At 36.3% G+C, this 16,762-nt stretch carries 15 protein-coding genes; 7 read left to right on the top strand and 8 right to left on the bottom strand.

Annotation, left to right across the window (positions count from 1 at the left end):
- Nucleotides 1–19 precede the first annotated feature (19 nt).
- The 3 genes from ACJJVW_RS09770 to ACJJVW_RS09760 all read left to right on the top strand — a co-directional run bounded on the left by ACJJVW_RS09770 (nt 20) and on the right by ACJJVW_RS09760 (nt 2,370).
- Nucleotides 20–820, top strand: coding sequence for a DUF547 domain-containing protein (locus ACJJVW_RS09770; RefSeq protein WP_405251569.1), 801 nt, complete (start codon nt 20–22; stop codon nt 818–820).
- Between the two features lie 53 nt (nt 821–873).
- Nucleotides 874–1,584, top strand: a complete 711-nt coding sequence (locus ACJJVW_RS09765; RefSeq protein ID WP_405251566.1) for a TIGR04283 family arsenosugar biosynthesis glycosyltransferase — start codon at nt 874–876, stop codon at nt 1,582–1,584.
- Nucleotides 1,585–1,770: 186 nt separating this feature from the next.
- Entirely contained in the window at nt 1,771–2,370 is a 600-nt protein-coding gene (locus ACJJVW_RS09760) for a nitroreductase family protein (RefSeq protein WP_405227028.1), read from the top strand.
- 90 nt (nt 2,371–2,460) lie between these two features.
- On the opposite strand, the gene ACJJVW_RS09755 is transcribed toward ACJJVW_RS09760, so the two are convergent.
- The 3 genes from ACJJVW_RS09755 to ACJJVW_RS09745 form a co-directional block, all read right to left on the bottom strand.
- Nucleotides 2,461–3,222, bottom strand: coding sequence for a head GIN domain-containing protein (locus ACJJVW_RS09755; RefSeq protein WP_405251564.1), 762 nt, complete (start codon nt 3,220–3,222; stop codon nt 2,461–2,463).
- 2 nt (nt 3,223–3,224) lie between these two features.
- A complete protein-coding gene (locus tag ACJJVW_RS09750; RefSeq protein ID WP_405251561.1) occupies nt 3,225–4,331 on the bottom strand; it encodes an acyloxyacyl hydrolase in 1,107 nt (368 codons plus the stop codon).
- A 224-nt stretch (nt 4,332–4,555) separates the two neighbouring features.
- Nucleotides 4,556–4,711 (bottom strand): YqaE/Pmp3 family membrane protein, encoded by a 156-nt coding sequence (locus tag ACJJVW_RS09745; RefSeq protein ID WP_013750138.1) that lies wholly within the window; start codon nt 4,709–4,711, stop codon nt 4,556–4,558.
- Nucleotides 4,712–4,936: 225 nt separating this feature from the next.
- Here ACJJVW_RS09745 and ACJJVW_RS09740 point away from each other — a divergent pair, with 225 nt between their 5' ends.
- Nucleotides 4,937–7,123 (top strand): ATP-binding protein, encoded by a 2,187-nt coding sequence (locus ACJJVW_RS09740; protein WP_405251559.1) that lies wholly within the window; start codon nt 4,937–4,939, stop codon nt 7,121–7,123.
- A 17-nt stretch (nt 7,124–7,140) separates the two neighbouring features.
- Here the strand turns inward: ACJJVW_RS09740 and ACJJVW_RS09735 are convergent, their stop codons facing one another.
- From ACJJVW_RS09735 to ACJJVW_RS09715, 5 genes are all read right to left on the bottom strand, one after another.
- A complete protein-coding gene (locus ACJJVW_RS09735) occupies nt 7,141–8,400 on the bottom strand; it encodes an outer membrane protein assembly factor (RefSeq protein WP_405251557.1) in 1,260 nt (419 codons plus the stop codon).
- 63 nt (nt 8,401–8,463) lie between these two features.
- Nucleotides 8,464–9,690, bottom strand: coding sequence for a POTRA domain-containing protein (locus tag ACJJVW_RS09730; protein WP_405251554.1), 1,227 nt, complete (start codon nt 9,688–9,690; stop codon nt 8,464–8,466).
- Nucleotides 9,691–9,819: 129 nt separating this feature from the next.
- Nucleotides 9,820–10,830 carry a glycoside hydrolase family 113 gene (locus ACJJVW_RS09725; RefSeq protein ID WP_405251552.1) on the bottom strand — a complete coding sequence of 337 codons (1,011 nt, stop codon included), beginning with the start codon at nt 10,828–10,830 and terminating at the stop codon, nt 9,820–9,822.
- 219 nt (nt 10,831–11,049) lie between these two features.
- A complete protein-coding gene (locus ACJJVW_RS09720; RefSeq protein WP_405251550.1) occupies nt 11,050–11,940 on the bottom strand; it encodes a hypothetical protein in 891 nt (296 codons plus the stop codon).
- 185 nt (nt 11,941–12,125) lie between these two features.
- The gene (locus tag ACJJVW_RS09715; RefSeq protein WP_405251548.1) at nt 12,126–12,848 is read right to left on the bottom strand and encodes a DUF547 domain-containing protein; all 723 of its coding nucleotides are present in this window, start codon (nt 12,846–12,848) and stop codon (nt 12,126–12,128) included.
- 357 nt (nt 12,849–13,205) lie between these two features.
- Here ACJJVW_RS09715 and ACJJVW_RS09710 point away from each other — a divergent pair, with 357 nt between their 5' ends.
- The 3 genes from ACJJVW_RS09710 (at nt 13,206) to ACJJVW_RS09700 (ending at nt 16,758) form a co-directional block, all read left to right on the top strand.
- The gene (locus tag ACJJVW_RS09710) at nt 13,206–14,546 is read left to right on the top strand and encodes an NAD(P)/FAD-dependent oxidoreductase (protein ID WP_405251546.1); all 1,341 of its coding nucleotides are present in this window, start codon (nt 13,206–13,208) and stop codon (nt 14,544–14,546) included.
- Nucleotides 14,547–14,567: 21 nt separating this feature from the next.
- The gene (locus tag ACJJVW_RS09705) at nt 14,568–16,202 is read left to right on the top strand and encodes a 4Fe-4S binding protein (protein ID WP_405251544.1); all 1,635 of its coding nucleotides are present in this window, start codon (nt 14,568–14,570) and stop codon (nt 16,200–16,202) included.
- Between the two features lie 250 nt (nt 16,203–16,452).
- The gene (locus ACJJVW_RS09700) at nt 16,453–16,758 is read left to right on the top strand and encodes a DUF4328 domain-containing protein (protein WP_405251542.1); all 306 of its coding nucleotides are present in this window, start codon (nt 16,453–16,455) and stop codon (nt 16,756–16,758) included.
- The last annotated feature ends 4 nt before the right edge of the window (nt 16,759–16,762 follow it).

Genomic DNA, 16,762 nt, shown 5'->3' with positions numbered 1-16,762 from the left:
ACTCTCAATAAGATATATTATGAAAAACTTCTTACGATTACTTACCATAAGTGCCTTTGTAATCACGTTGCAAAGTTGTGCTACGCTAGCTGCAGGTGGAATTACAAGTCAAGGACAGCCTACTAAACAAGTAGAAGGAACACTAACCTCAACGACTGCAAACTCTACTGTAAATGTAGATCACTCTGCGTGGGACGAGCTTCTTAAAAAGCATGTAGATTCAAAAGGAATGGTAGATTATAAAGGATTTGCTAAAGATCAAGAAGCCCTTAATGCATACTTAGATAAACTTGCGAGTCTAGACCCTAATAATGACTGGAGCGTTCAAGAATTGCTGGCTTATTACATCAATATTTACAATGCGTATACCGTAGATCAAATCCTTAAAAACCCAAATGTTACGAGCATAAAAGAAATAGACGGTGTATGGACTAAGGGAATTGTAACTGTGCAAAACCGTAAACTTTCTCTAGGAGGAATTGAGAATGGTGTATTACGTAAGATGAACGAACCTAGAATACACTTTGCTATAAATTGCGCCTCTATTTCATGTCCACCGCTATTGAGAGAAGCATATACTGCTGGAAAAATTAATGAGCAATTAGAGAGAGCAACAAAGGAGTTCATAAACAGCGATAAGAATACTGTCACAGCAAATAAAGCTGAGCTATCTTCTATTTTTAAATTTTATACAAAGGACTTTTATAGAGGATCTAATGAAAGCTTAATCCCTTACATAAATAAATACAGCACGGTAGAAGTTGCAGGAGATGCGACTGTTACGTTTAAAGAATATAACTGGGAATTAAATAAGCAGTAATTCAAAACCATCTCTACTCTTTTTGCGTAGATTTGATGACCATAAATTATTTAATGAAGCCTTCTATTTCGATTGTCATACCGGTACTTAATGAATCTGAAACGATTATTAAATTACTAGCACATTTGAAAGAGAAGGCTTTTTCTTGTGATTATGTGACACAAATAATTGTAGTAGATGGAGGAAGCAAGGATGATACTTACAAGCTCGTAAGCAGCTATAGCGATCACAATCCTCAGGTCACAGTTGTAAAATCTGCAAAGGGCAGAGCTAAACAAATGAACACAGGAGCAGCCATCGCAACAAGTTCAATCCTCTACTTTCTACATGCAGATTCTTACCCACCTCAAGACTATGATAAGTATATCGTGGAGCAAGTGGTTGCTGGTAATCCTGCTGGGTGTTTTAAAATGAAATTTGACTCTAATCACTGGTGGTTAAGACTTGCTGGATGGCTTACACAATTCAAGTGGAGAGCCTGCAGAGGAGGAGATCAAAGTCAGTTTATCACAGCACAGTTGTTTAAGGAGCTAGGCACTTTTGACGAGCGTTATATTATTTATGAAGATAATGACCTTATCAATAAGTTATATGCTAAGCGTAAGTTTGTAGTAATTCAAGAATGGCTTACCACCTCTGCACGACGTTATGATGAAAACGGTGTCTGGAAACTACAATTTCACTTTTGGAGTATTTATGTGCGTAAATGGTTTGGTGCAAGTGCAGAAGATTTGCATAAATATTACCTTAAGAAAATATCTTAACCTAAAAGTATAGTATACTACTTCATTTTATACTTTTTACTATTGGAATTTAATTCAAAACTCCAATTATCGTACTAAACGCATAAAGTTCTCTTAAAATAGCTCTATCCTTTTAGACCGTTATTGCAATAAGATACTGCTATACTTAATTTTGCTACTATACATTATATGATTAAAAAAATTGATATGAGCTTTATAAATGCAATGCAAGAACGTTATACCACAAAGAAGTATAACGCATCAAAAAAAATAGATAGTAAACATATAGAAGAGCTTAAGGAAATATTACGCTTAAGTCCGTCTTCCATAAATAGCCAGCCATGGAAATTCACTTTTGTTTCTGACGAGGCTACCAAAGAAAAGCTTTCTAAAGTATCGTGGATTAATACCGAGAAGGTAACAGATAGTGATACTGTGGTTGTTTTTAGCAGGATTAATGATCTTGCAGCTTTTGAAAAACAAATAGAAGAAGAACTACCTCAAGGTGCAGTAGATTACTATAAAGAATATCTAAAACCGTTACCAGAGCAAGAAATCAAGGCATGGTTTGACAAGCAAGTGTATTTATCGCTAGGAGTATTATTAAGCGCCTGTGCTGCAATGAACATTGATGCAACCCCAATGGAAGGTATAGAGCCAGAAAATTACGATAAGATTATAGATAACAAAGGCTACGCAACGCTAGTAGCTGTGGCAATAGGATATCGCGATGAGGATGATTTTAATCAACCTAGTAAAAAGCCAAAGTCAAGAATAGCTTTAGAAAAAGTAGTAGAAAGCATCTAAGTCACTAAGGTTGTTAAATGCGCATCATTAAAAAAGGAGTTACTTATTTAAAGTGACTCCTTTTTTAAAACCTAAACCTGAAGTATAGAACTAGTCAAAAATAACCTCGCCAGTAAAGAATGCTTGCACATCAACAACGGGAGGTGTATTACTTAATATTAAATTACCTGTGCTTCTTAGTTCCCCGCTTATGGATAGTTGAGGAGCTATCAACACGTCATTTGTCCCTCTATGGAAAATGGTAACATTTTGCACAGCTAGATCCTGTAGTGGTAATCTACTATCACCCTCCAGCAAGTTAATATCTAAATTGGTTACGCTTCCTCGTATAAAAAAGTTAGACAAGCCGTTACATTGGAGGAATACATTTTCTGAGTCTAGCTCCATATCAAAATCTCCGTCTTTATGATAAAAATCTTCCTCAATTAGATCATCAGAAACTAGTCTCAAGGTGTTCCAACTTATCAAGCCATCTCCTAAAACTGTACTGCCACTACTATTTCTAATCTGCCTAAGGTTAGGATGTGACACCCGTAATATAGAAGTATCATAATCCCTCACTAGATTACATGAGGCATTATTTTTTACGATGAGCGTATTATCCTCTACATACACTTCAAAATCTTCTAGCAGGTTTTCTCCAGTCTCAAGTACAACTGATATCTCTGGAGCGTCTTTTACGACTAACTGTACACGTTCAAAGACTATGATACTATCAAAGCTTGCTAGGTCATATTCCTCAGTAATTATAGAACCACTTGTTTTAAGACATGATAATGTATCCTCAGTATCGCATGATACAAACCACATCATCACTGGCAACAACACTACTATTAAATATTTATTTTTCATCTTTAAAATCTATATCCTAGTCCAAATTCTACTGCCTCTGCTTTTGCGCCGTGAGCTTTTACAACCATACTTCCAGAAAAGTGATCTCCAAATTTTCTTTTGAGCCCTAATCGATTATAAAACCTTCCTTCAAAATCGTATGGATAGTACACATAGTAGCCTAACTGAGAGACAAACGAGAGCTCGTTAAAATGCAACTCATGCCCTATAAAAACTCCAAAGCGTTTCCAGTCTTCATCACCAGTAACCTCGCCCTCAGGAAAAGCTACAGACTCATAACGAATAAGCTCTTTTAAGAAATTTGCAAAAAAAGCATCTACACCTGCTGTAAAACTAGATTTATGATTTATGCGCATATCTGCAAATGCCGTAAGGGTTAAAAATCCGTATCGTGGAGAATTATTTATATCACTTTGATTTGCACCACCACTCACTACTAGATTATAATGTATAGGCTCTGAGTATGCTGTTTTTTCTCCTAGTGGGATGTAATCTGGAAACTCATTTGCTTTTGGAAAATAATTAATCCCTGCAGTAAATGCCCAAGTATTTGTGGAGTTATTAGGCGCTTTGAGGTTTGCGTTACTGTAGTGTATAATGGTAACCCCTGCGTGTACTCCTATATTTTTGAAAATATTATCCTGCTTGAAACCAAATTTAAGCATGGTACTACTCAACACAGTGGTACCGTAAGCATTATTTATAAAGTTAGTCTCTCTATCATATGGATTTGTGGCAATTGCAACTCCTTGCCCTATTCTAAACTGTAATCTACGCTTCCAGTAGTAAAAGTTATAATGCGCATAAGCACTATACAATTCCCCTAGATTTTCATTTTTCATGTCTTGATACACAAAGGTGTAACCCACATCTGGAAAATTATAACGTCGCTCCCATGCTTCATATCCGTAAGTCTTTCGGTTATAGGCAAGCATTATTCCCTGCGGATGCTCTGTTATAAGATGAGATATATCTGGATTATGTTCTAAGAGCGTACCATAAAAAAAATCTGCCTCGAGGTCAAAAGGACGCACTTTTTCCTCTTGTGCATGTATCGTGATGGTTAGTATACAAGAAAACGCAATGGCTAGCTGGCGCAAGTAATTCATAAGAGTCACTGGTTAGTGTTTGTGAACTTACGAAAATTTGAACGTGCAGGTTTGCTTTTTATTCTAATTATCTAATAATGGAAAACCTAAATGGGATGGATAGTTACGCTTTCGCGAAAGCGTAGTATAAATAAATACTTTATTAGTCAATTTATAGATAGGAACTGCTATAAAACAAAAAAGGGATGCACTTTCATGCATCCCTACTATATGTTGATATTCAATTATTTACTATTAACATAAAAGGCATGTATTATACCTGGAATTATACCTAGAATTGTAAGGATAATATTTATGATTAAATCCTTACCTACGCCTTTGTTTAAAGCAACCGCAAGTGGTGGAAATATGATATTTAAAATGATGGTTAGAATTGACATTGTTTTTGGTTTTAGTTAGCCACAAATATATCGAGCATCAGTGTTTGAGAACGTTAAGTCATTATTAATTGAGATAGTCTTAACTAAGTAATCTTATTTTTGTAGGATTTTTCTTAACATTTATATCAAATCACACGATTAAATACCATTTTTATTAATGTTTTGTATATTGCTGGACATTAAACCACTGAAATGAAGAGAATTACTTTTTTTTTAATCCTAATTATGTCTAGTTCTATAGGAACTGCACAGATTGACAGCTTGAAAATAAAAGAAAGATTACAGCGTCTCATGGACTCTTCGGCCACCTATTACGAGGCTAATAACTATAGTAAATCGCTCGAGCTTAATGTTAGAATCATTGAAGAGGCAAAAAAAATAAATGATACTGGTTATTTACAAAGTGGCTTTAGATATCTAGGGTATGACTATTTGATTTTACTAGATACCATACAAGCTAGAGAAAGCTTTGAGCGATCTCAAGAGTACGCTAGCCTCGCACAAGATAGTCTAGGGCTAGGTCTGACCTATATGGATCTTGCAAATCTTTATGGTTACTCAGAGTCCTCAATGGAAAAAGCTCTTCAGTACCATGACAAGTCTATTATAGTATTCAGAAAATTAAAAGATTCATTTAACTTAAGTAATGCTTATCTAAACGCTGTACTTACGCTACAAGAACATGAGCGATTTGATAAATCATTAAAGTACCTGACGAAGGCCGATCAACTTAAAGACCACCTATCAAATGGGCTGAAAGCAAACCTTGAAAATCAATGGGCCATTTACTATTTACATGAGAAAAATTACAAGAAAGTAGATTATCATTTATCAAAGATTTTTAAAGACACCTTATTGCAATCTTCTAGCTTTGAACTTGCAGATAGCTACCTCAGTTATAGTTTGAGCCTTTATGGTCAAAAAAGGTACAAGGAAGCTTATGAGTATGGAGTGAAATATCAAAATTTATATGAGGAAACTACAGAAGAATATCAGAATGAGGAATCTCAAAAAATAGCAGCAAACTTTCAAGTAGCCGAATACAAAAAGAATATTGAGAGAAATGAATTAAAAAACAGGCTTCAGGCAGAAATCGTAAGAAGCCAGATAAACTGGAATAAATTTCTAATTGTTGTTACCGCATCAAGTATTCTGCTCTTAATCCTACTCTATAGAATGTATAGAAGTAAGAAAGATTATGTAAAAAGCCTGACTGAAAAGAACATAGAATATCTTACGGCAAAGAATGAATCTGAGCAGTCTACAAAAGCTAAGACGGCCTTTTTCTCAACGGTGAGCCATGAGTTAAGAACTCCTCTCTATGGTGTTATAGGGCTCAGTACTATCCTGATGGATGACCCAAAATTAAAATCTCATCAACAAGATCTTAAGTCTCTCAAATTCTCGGCAGACTACCTGCTTGCGCTCATAAATGATGTACTACAAATCAATAAAATTGATTCAAATACAGTTATAGAAAATAATGAAGTTTTTAATACAAGAGATTTTATTAAGAACATCGTCTCTTCTTTTGAATACATGCGCCAGCAAAACAAGAACAACATTCATATTAACATTGATGACAACGTTCCAGAGTTTGTAAAGGGTGATGCTACTAGGCTTTCTCAAATACTAATGAACTTAGTGGGGAATGCATGTAAGTTTACAGAAAATGGGGACATCTATATATTACTTGAAGCGTCTGGTCTTAATGATCAAAAGGCTAGTATTCACTTTACAATTCAAGATACGGGTATAGGGATTCCAGAAGAAAAACAACAAAGTATATTTGATGAATTTTCTCAAGTAAGCTCAAGACACTACACATATCAAGGTACTGGATTAGGACTGCCTATTGTACAAAAGCTACTAGCACTTTCTGGAGCTGAAATACACTTATCAAGTAAGGTGGGAAAAGGTTCTACATTTTTCTTTACGCTAGACTTTGAGATGTCAAATGAATCATTAATTGTGGATCCCATAGTTATTATAGATGACAAACAACTCAAAAATAAACGCATCCTTATTGTAGATGATAACCGTATCAATCAAATAGTGACAAAGAAAATACTACAGAAACTAGAAGTTACTTGCAGCATTGCAAATAATGGTCATGAAGCTGTAGAATGCGCTAGAGATAATGAATATGACCTTATCCTTATGGATATTAATATGCCCGTAAAAGACGGATTAGAAGCTACTAAAGAGATTAGACTCTTTGATAAAAAAATCCCTATCATAGCGCTTACAGCTGTAGAGGTAAAGGAAATGCGTTATAAAATCTACAACGCTGGACTTACAGATATTATCGTTAAGCCTTATGATATCACTATTTTTAAGCGTACTATCTTGCGCAATTTGCAGCATTTAAATACTGGACAACCTACTGCTAATAGTCAGCTGCAGGTTTAATAGTAATTCACTCTTGATTAAAAGTATTGCCCTACTCCAAATACGAATCCGCTAGTGGAGTTTGGGGTTATTCCATATCCATAATCAATTCGAAAAGTTGCATTAAAAATCTTTTTGTGAGTAAAACGCAATCCTAAACCGGGATACACTCTAAGGTTTTGATCATCTCCAAAATCATCAAAATCCCCACCTGGATTTCTCCAAGATCCAGCATCTACAAACGCATTACCTTGTAATACAAATGATTCTTTATCAACCAGTGTATGTCTATACTCCGTGTTTATTACAATTACTCCTGTGCCACGATCTATCGTATTCCCTACTCCTCTAATATTTAAATTATTATCTACAGAAAATGGTGCAAATGGTGAGTCTGCATTAGATGCTAGACCTACTCGTAATCTGTTTGCCCAGTTACCCTTATCACCTACTCTAGTAAAATATTGAAAGTCATTCCACCAGATTGTAAAGTCGGGTAATCTGCGATCATTTGCCATCACATGCTGCACATTAAATGTGCTCTTAAAACCAGATATATACTGGTAATAGTAATCTAGTGCGTTATATTCATAGATACCTTTTAAAAGAATCTTATCTACATTAAATTCTTGAGGAACCCCTGCAGAAGTCGCACCAGCTAGGTATTCATACTTTTCATTAAATAAATTTACACCTGTCTCTACCCGATGTTTAAAGTTTATGGCATATAATCCTAATACTTCAAAAGAGGTATTACTGTACTTGTAATCTGCGGTACCTTCGTCTAGAAAAACAGGCTCTTGTGTGGTTAATCGCTGCATATTTATCGCAACCCCTAGCTTATTATTAAATAAAAATGGAGCTCTGAGATTTACCCCATAAGAATTAAAAATATCTCGTTGATAAAATCCTCCAAAGGCTATATTTCTCCCTAAGGTATTGAACTCGTATAGACCTACTCTAAAGGCAAATTCATCATCATTTGTAGTATAGACATTGAGCTGAGGGTTTATCGTTATATTCTCTTCAATATAATAGCGAACTTCATAATTATCATATGAAGGAATCACTTGATAATATGCGTGCCGTACTGCTGGTAGTCTTTTGAGTCTTATAATATCTACCTCTAGTAATGTAGAATCTAAAGGACTATCTACACGCAAATCACTAATTAATTTAATAAAAGAGGTCTTAAGTTTTTTATTGCCATGAATAGTAAAATCCTTCACAATGCCTTCTTGCGCATTACTCATAGAGCAATACAGCATGACTAGAATGTATAACCAAAAGTATTTCATGTACTGTAGGATTTACTATGCTTTATAATTAGATTATATCATAATCTACAAAATCATCTTACATTAAAAATACTGCCCTATCCCGAATACAAGTCCGCGATTTTGAGTAGCTCCCAGTCCTACTCCATAGTCTAACCTAATGACAGCGTTAAAAATACGTTTATGAATAAAACGCACTCCAAGACCAGAGTACAACTCCACATTATTGATACTCGCTAGATTATCAAATCCCTCTCTTGGGCTTCTTATTGATCCAGCATCTACAAAAGCATTTCCTTGAAGTACAAACCAATCCTTTTCTATAAGCGTGTGTCTATATTCTGTATTTACAAAAACAAAGGATGTCCCTCTATCAATATCATTTCCTGCACCTCTAAGATTAAACTGATTATCAACCGTAAAAGGGGCAAACTCAGATTCATTATAAGAAGCATACCCTAGCTGTAGTCTACTTGCCCAGTTACCCTTTGTTCCTATTTTTTTAAAATACTCTGTTGCATTTTGTGCTACAAGCCCTTCTTCTAAGAGACCATCACCGCCTAAAACATAACGCACATCAAGAAGGTTACGCACTCCCTCTACATATTGATACGTGATGTTTAAAAAATTAGTCTCATACTCTCCGCGCAGGGATACTTTATTTGCATCAAGTCCCGCTGGCAGTACACTTTGCACCTCCGTATCATCAATGTCATAAGATTCTTTATACACTCTAACTCCTAACTCTGCCTTGTTGTGAAAATCTATTTCATACAAACCATAAATCTCTGCACCTACATCATCTTTCTTGTAGTTTATAGGAGTTTCATCGAGGTAAATAGGTTCAAAAGTCACATTTTTAATATAGTTGACACCTAACCCTAATTTGTTAGTGATTAAGAAAGGTGCTTCCCAGTAAGCTCCATAAGAGTCAAAAACATCCCGCTGATAAAAGCCACCAAGTATCTGACTTTGACCAAGAAAATTAAATTCGAATGCGCTTACGCGAAAAGCAAAACTACCATCGTTTGCCTCAGAGATGCGCAAACCTGGAATAATGGTGAAATTTTCGACAATCTTATAGGTTAGTTTGTACGTGCTATCTGTAAGTTTAGTTTGAACAACGGTTGCATTTGCAATGGCTGGTAGTCTATTTAAACGCTCAATATCTGTTGCGACTTTAATAGAGTCATATGCCGTTTGTGATTTTACTTTAATAAGCCTTCTCAATAAAGATTCATCTACACGTTTTAATCCTTCAAAAGTGATTTCTTCTATAATAGGTTCTTGTGAAAAAAGAAATGAAGTCATCAACAGAGCGCAGACGAGGGAGAAATATTTCATAAAGGCTATAGCTATATTAAAAACGTTGGTCGAAAGTAATGCACAATCATTGCGCAACACGCCATTATTTACTTAAATAAATGATGAGCATCTTATTTAATACTTACCATAATGCTGTCTTATTACAGCTTCGGCTGGTTTATTTTGGGGTGTAAACTGGTTGTTTTCTGGACCTCCTACCTCATCATGTTTAATGAACCACTTCCATATAAATCCTCCTGCCATCCACTCTTCATCCCATACTGTATCAAAGAGAGCTTGCGTCGCTTGTGCCTGTCCTTCAAGATTTACGGTGGTCATAGATCTATCTGCCTTCCAAGGTTCTTTGCCTGTATAATCTACAGAGCGGTACCCAAATTCTGTGAAAATCACTTTGCGGTTTTCCGCTTTCGCGAAAGCGGACACCTCCTCCTTCCATCGTTGCCATCCCGCTGTAACACACTCCACAGATGGTGTTTGATCATCACAAACAGGAAAATAAGCATCAATCCCTATGTAGTCTAGCTGACTCCAAAATGGAGTCTTCTTATACTCATCCCAGTTTGCAGCATACGTAAGTTTACCATTGTACACCTTTCTTATATCAATAATAAGTTGCGTCCAAAAATCTGGTCTGTTTGTTACAAATTGTTCTAACTCTGTACCTATGCAAAAGATGGTTGCTCCTTCTTCTTGAGCAAGTGTGGCATAATCAATTATAAAGTTGCGGTATGAATCTTCAAGCGCTGTCCACTCTGACTCTGTTTGCATTTTAAGGTACCCAGTAAACTCGCCATTGCGTATCCATATTTGTGGTTTTACCATCACCTCAATACCTGCTTTGTGCAATTCTGACACATAGTTCCGACCTCCTTCTCTGGTCTCACCATACCACTGCCTGTCTGTGTTGTATATAATTTGTGGTTTATCTTTTTGTGGCACAAACCCAAACGGCATTACCGCAGCATAGTTTGCATTTACAAGTTGTACAGGGCTTACATGAGTGCTATCTACCGGATTACGATTTGCAACAAAACTCACCCCATTGATTTTCTTTTCTTCTGTTTTTTGAGCAGTACATGCTTGTAGACAAATCAATAAAAAGAAACATCCTATAATATTTTTCATCTACTTATTTTTTTGATTTAAAGATATGTGTTTATGATTAAAATTTGAAAAGCATATGAGTTATAACGAAAGATCTTAAAAGCAATAAGACCCTAAGAACTGGGTAGCTCTCAAGGTCTATCATAGTGTGCTGTATACTCATTGTAGTTAACGTATATGAATATACATTGCACTCGTAAAGAGCTTAGATTAGGGGAACCTAAGCGCTCTAGCTATATGTTAAAAAACAGCTCTCAACCCTAGGTTAAAAGTCTGCCCTAATCCAGTATCGTTTCCTCTTACAAAGTTTGTATATAATGCCTCAAGGTTAAGAGCGTCTGTAAGTTGATATTTTGCCCCACCACCTACAGCTGTAAAGTCTTGTGAGAATTCGTTTCCTAGGTCAAGAAGTTGTGAGTGCTGCACAAGGCCTAATACTGTAAATTTCGAACTTGGGAAATAACTTAAAAACAATCCAGGAGTAAGACGCAAACTATCATTTGCAAAACTATCCTCATCATCTCCAAAGTTGAGCTCAGAATTCAAATCTGCAAATAGTTGCCAGTCTCCTCCTGCAAAAGTATGATCAAAGAAAAATCTGTTTTGCCATGTAAATCCTTTTTGATCAAGAAAAACACCTTCTTCTGTCTCATTATCTACTAGAGGAATAAAAAACGAACTCTGGATAGAGAAGTTATTTACTTTACTAAACGGAACAAACTTTACAGATGGTGCTACAGAAGTAAGACCGCTACGAGCAGTGCCTCGTTCACCATCAAATTTAAATACATCAAAGGCATCACGACCGCCTATAGTGCTAGATCTTGCCTCTAGAATCAATCCTACATTTACTCTGTTGTTATTTGAAACACCAGTGTACACTTCAAGTGTTGAGGTAAAGAAATTATTTCTTGGGATATCACGATCTTCACCATTTTCGCCAAAGGTATCTTTTGTTTCTGTGTACAGATTATTAAACCATTTGATGTCAAATTGCCCTTTTGAGATAAGTTTAGAAGGTGTGAGTGTCTGTATTACAGAGCCTCCGTCTTCAAAGTTTTCTGTATCATCTTGTGCAAAAGAAGTTGCTGCAATAAGCATTAAAGCGACTAGTAGGATTGTTTTTTTCATTGTAGTTGTTTTTAATTATTTATTTGTGCGTCACGCACCAGACGGCTAGGGTTTAATACTATCTGGTGAGAACGGCTTTTAAGACAATAATTATCTACCTCGACTAGTGTCGAGTAGTTCTAGTAGGTAAATTTTAATGGAGTTATAGCAAGTAATATATACCAGCTATAATGTAATAGAAACTATTATTTAGTGTCATTAAGTGTCCAGTCATAAGGGTAGTATGACAGCTTTGCATCACTAGAAATAGCCTCTTTGCGGTATTTATTTAAAAAATCTATCTCTGTACCATTGCGTACAAAGTCTTCTTTATACCACTCAAATATTTGAGAAATCTGCACCTTATTTCCTTTCACTTTAATGAAGTTAGGATTATTTACAGCAAGCGTAGTCTGGCGTTGTAATTGTGATTTTAATTTGGCTGGTGTATATGCCTCATTGATGATAGGTGGACATCCTAGTCCTGCACATACTAGCACAAAGTGAAAACGAGGTTCACCTGGAAATTGCGCTCTTAACTTCTTATTTTCTATATCGTTTAAAGTGATATTTGTCCCGCCTAACTTGTAGGTGTTTTTATCAAAAAAACCTTTTATAGATAGTGGTTGCTTTACTGGATACTTCCCTGTGATTCCTTTAATTACTGCTAGGTTATAAGCGTTAATCCAGAAAGATTGATACGTTGCCGCATCAGATGTGCTTACAGATATAGATGCTGCATTTTCTAATAGCTTATCTAGCGCTTGTGGGTTTGCCTTTACAGCGGCATAATTCACTAGTCCATTTTTTACGTTTGCTTTAAAGAAAGTATCTGCATTAGTGAAAAATGATGCCGTGTCTTGTGCTTGGATGTGCACACTTGTTAAAGTGATTACGAGAAGTAGTGCGAGGTTGGTAATTGATTTCATAAGTAAACTTTTTTCTGCACAGTCGGTCGAGCTCAAATAAAGAGACTTACAGCCAGATCATTAAAAATTTAAAATATGTAGTCTGTAACGCTCCATAATGAGCATCAAATTTTCCTTACAGCACTTTCTGCATTTAGATAAATTCTAAATAGACAGCATCGCGTTAAGTTTGTTATCTTTAAAACGACCCAAGGATATGTTATCTCATAGAAACAAGTTTTAAAATGCTTGTTTAGACTACTATATATTTTGCTTTCGCGAAAGGGTAACAAAAAGATTTTTTCGCGAAAGCGGGACAACAACAACCATACATTTCTTAATTTTTACTTAGGTGAAAATTATATAAAAACAACCTCTATGCAAGAACATATCGTCATTATAGGCAATGGGATTTCTGGCGTTACAACCGCCCGTCACATCCGCAAAGCTTCTGACAAAAAGATCACCATCATCTCTACCGAAACGGATCACTTCTTTTCTCGTACGGCACTCATGTATATCTATATGGGACACATGAAATATGAACATACAAAACCGTATGAAGATTATTTCTGGAAGAAAAACCGCATTGATCTTAAACGCGCTTTCGTAGAGACTGTAGATCATGAAAACAAACAATTACTACTTTCTGGAGGTGAAAAAATGAGTTATGATAAGCTGGTGCTTGCCGTGGGATCTACTCCTAATAAATTTGGCTGGCCAGGTCAAGATCTCGAGGGTGTACAAGGGTTGTATTCAAAACAAGATTTAGATAAACTAGAAGCAAATGCTCCAGATAACAAAACGTGTAAACGTGCTGTGGTAGTAGGTGGAGGTCTTATAGGTATTGAGATGGTAGAGATGTTACTCACTCGTGACATCCCTGTGACTTTTTTAGTTCGCGAGAATAACTTCTGGAATGGAGTGCTCCCTATAGGTGAAAGCCAGATGCTCAATCGTCACATAAAAAGTCATCATGTAGATTTACGATTAGGTTTTAATCTAGACAGTATTCTAGCAGATGATCATGGTAAAGTGCGCGCTATAACTATAAAAGAGACTGGCGAAGAGATTGCTTGTAACGTTGTAGGGCTTACCGCTGGTGTGTCTCCTAATGTGGCTTTCTTAAAAGATAGCGGTATTGAGATAGGACGAGGTATCAAGGTCAATCCTATGCTAGAGACTAATATAAAAGATATTTATGCCATAGGTGATTGTGCAGAGCAACACGAGGGGATAAACGGCCGTCGTCCTATAGAGGCTGTGTGGTATACTGGTAGAATGATGGGCGAGGCACTTGCTCAGACACTTACTGGAAAACCTACAGCATATAACCCGGGACACTGGTTTAATAGTGCTAAGTTTATGGATATAGAGTACCAGACCTACGGATGGGTGTTCTCAAAACCTAAAGAAGGTAATACGCACTTCCACTGGATGCATAAGGATGATAATAAATGTATCACTATCGAGATGCAAGAAGGTACTCGCAAGTTTATAGGGATAAATAATTTTGGGATACGCCTGCGTCACGAACTATTTGACCGCTGGCTTACCGAGGGTCAAACTACAGACTATGTACTAGAGCATCTTAAGGATGCAAACTTTGACCCAGAGCTCTACACTCATTACGAAAAAGAAATCCTAGCTGAGTATAACAAACAATACGGAACCTCTCTCGCTCCTAAGAAAAAGAGCTGGAAAAGAATCTTTGCATAACCTACCTTACGACTTACACTTATGAAAATTATTAAAAACTTAGGCCTGGTTATCTTTCTTACTGGACTAGCAATATGGACTGCTTCTGTGTTTATGGGAGGCTTTACATTACAACAAGATCAACTAGACGCTTTTGTTTCTGAAAAAGGAATTAAAAGCGAACTCATTACTAAAAAAATAACAGAAGACGTAGTGGGTAAAACTCTAGGCACCTTTGCTTTTACAGGTGCCATACGTAATGCCCTTGCCGAAAACAACACCTATTATGATGCTCAAATAGCCAAATATGACGCTGCAAAAGAATGGGATAAAAAAGGAGAACAATACCAGTATCGCATTAATGATAAAGACTTTCAAGCCTTTAGCTTCTCCCTAGCCAAAAAAGCAGGAACAGGCTTCATCGTTGAAAATAAAGGGCTCATGTGGTTCTTAACTTTTGGACTAAGCATCTTAGGAGCACTTATGTTTATTTTTCCTAACCTTGTTTTATTAGGTAAACCAGGAATTAAAAACGACCACATCTACCACGACGCAGCTACAAACCGCGGCTGGATTGCCTGGTTAGTACTCATATACCTCGTGCTATTTTACCTAGTGCTTTATTTTAATGCAGACTATGTAGTAAACTGGACATTTATACTCGACCCTATCAGTAATGCGCTTAATGGTGGAGATGCCAGCCAGTGGTTTGTGTACGGTTTCTTGTACTGTACCATTATGCTCACGATGGCTATGCGTATGTATATAAAGTACCGTCATAATAAATACCAGATTGTACGTACTACCTCTGTATTATTCTTCCAGATAGTATTTGCCTTCCTTATTCCAGAGATCATGTCTAGCTTAGGAAAGCCAGGATATGATTTTAAAAATGCATTCCCACTTGATTATGATTTCTTTTTTGAGTGGAATCTAGAAACACTTACAGAAAGTGGTGGCCTAGGTATTTTCATCCTTGTATGGGGTGTTGTACTTACACTCGTGATAGTACCAGTAATGGTATACTTCTTTGGAAAAAGATGGTATTGTAGTTGGGTTTGTGGTTGTGGAGGTCTTGCCGAAACACTTGGAGATCCTTACCGCCAGCATTCTAATAAAACGATGAAAGCTTGGAAGCTGGAGCGCTGGCTCATTCATTCTGTACTTGCTTTCTCACTTGTAATGACCGTGGTTACTTTATATTGCTACTTTACAGGAGCAGAGTCGCTACTAGGTATTAACACGCAGTGGATTAAGGATACGTACAGTTTCTTGATAGGCGCTTGGTTTGCAGGAGTAATTGGGACTGGATTCTACCCTATTTTTGGTAACCGTGTATGGTGTCGTTTTGGATGCCCGCTAGCAGCCTACTTAGGATTTGTACAACGTTTTAAATCTCGTTTTAGAATCACTACAAACGGAGGACAATGTATCTCTTGTGGTAACTGTTCTACCTATTGTGAGCAAGGAATTGATGTACGTGCATATGCTCAGAAAGGAGAAAACATCGTACGTTCTAGCTGTGTAGGTTGTGGTGTATGTAGCGCAGTATGTCCTCGTGGCGTACTTAAATTAGAAAACGGACCAGAAGCAGGTCGTATCAACCCTACTCAAGTATTATTAGGTAATGACGTAGACCTTATGGACTATGTTAATAATGATCAAGATGTAGCGTAACTATTTTATAACGCTTTCGCGAAAATGTGATATTTCAAAAACCACCTCAGGAAACTGTGGTGGTTTTTGGGTTTTAAACTGTGTATTAAAGCTTGCTTCTGATAAGGTGATATGAACTTTATTTCAAAAAAAATATGATTATATGGAAATCCGTAAAAACAAAGCACTAAGGTGTTGTATTTTCGGTGGCTACATACCAAATACAAATATATAACCTTAAAAAAAACGGCTAATCCATTGGAAAACTTTAATGAGGGAAATGTGGAAAAAAACGACACGTTTAATAAAAGCTGAAGACTCTAACTACTTAGACAGCAATACTACAGTTATCGGAATTTGGTGGATATTATGGATTGTGTCTAACTATATAGGTAATTATGTACTTAAGAGTATCTTTAAAGAACAGACTATTGAAACTTTAATGAGTAGTACTATTGCAGACATGGTCATGTCAATATTAGGAATACCCCTAGCTATCGTGACCGTAACTATTATCAAAAACTATTCGTCTAAAGAAGAGAAAATTTCAAGTTTAGAAAAACAAGAATCTATTTAGTAAA

The organism is Dokdonia sp. Asnod3-C12 (genome assembly GCF_045063975.1).
Taxonomy (GTDB): domain Bacteria; phylum Bacteroidota; class Bacteroidia; order Flavobacteriales; family Flavobacteriaceae; genus Dokdonia.
This window is presented reverse-complemented; position numbering and strand designations above follow the sequence as displayed.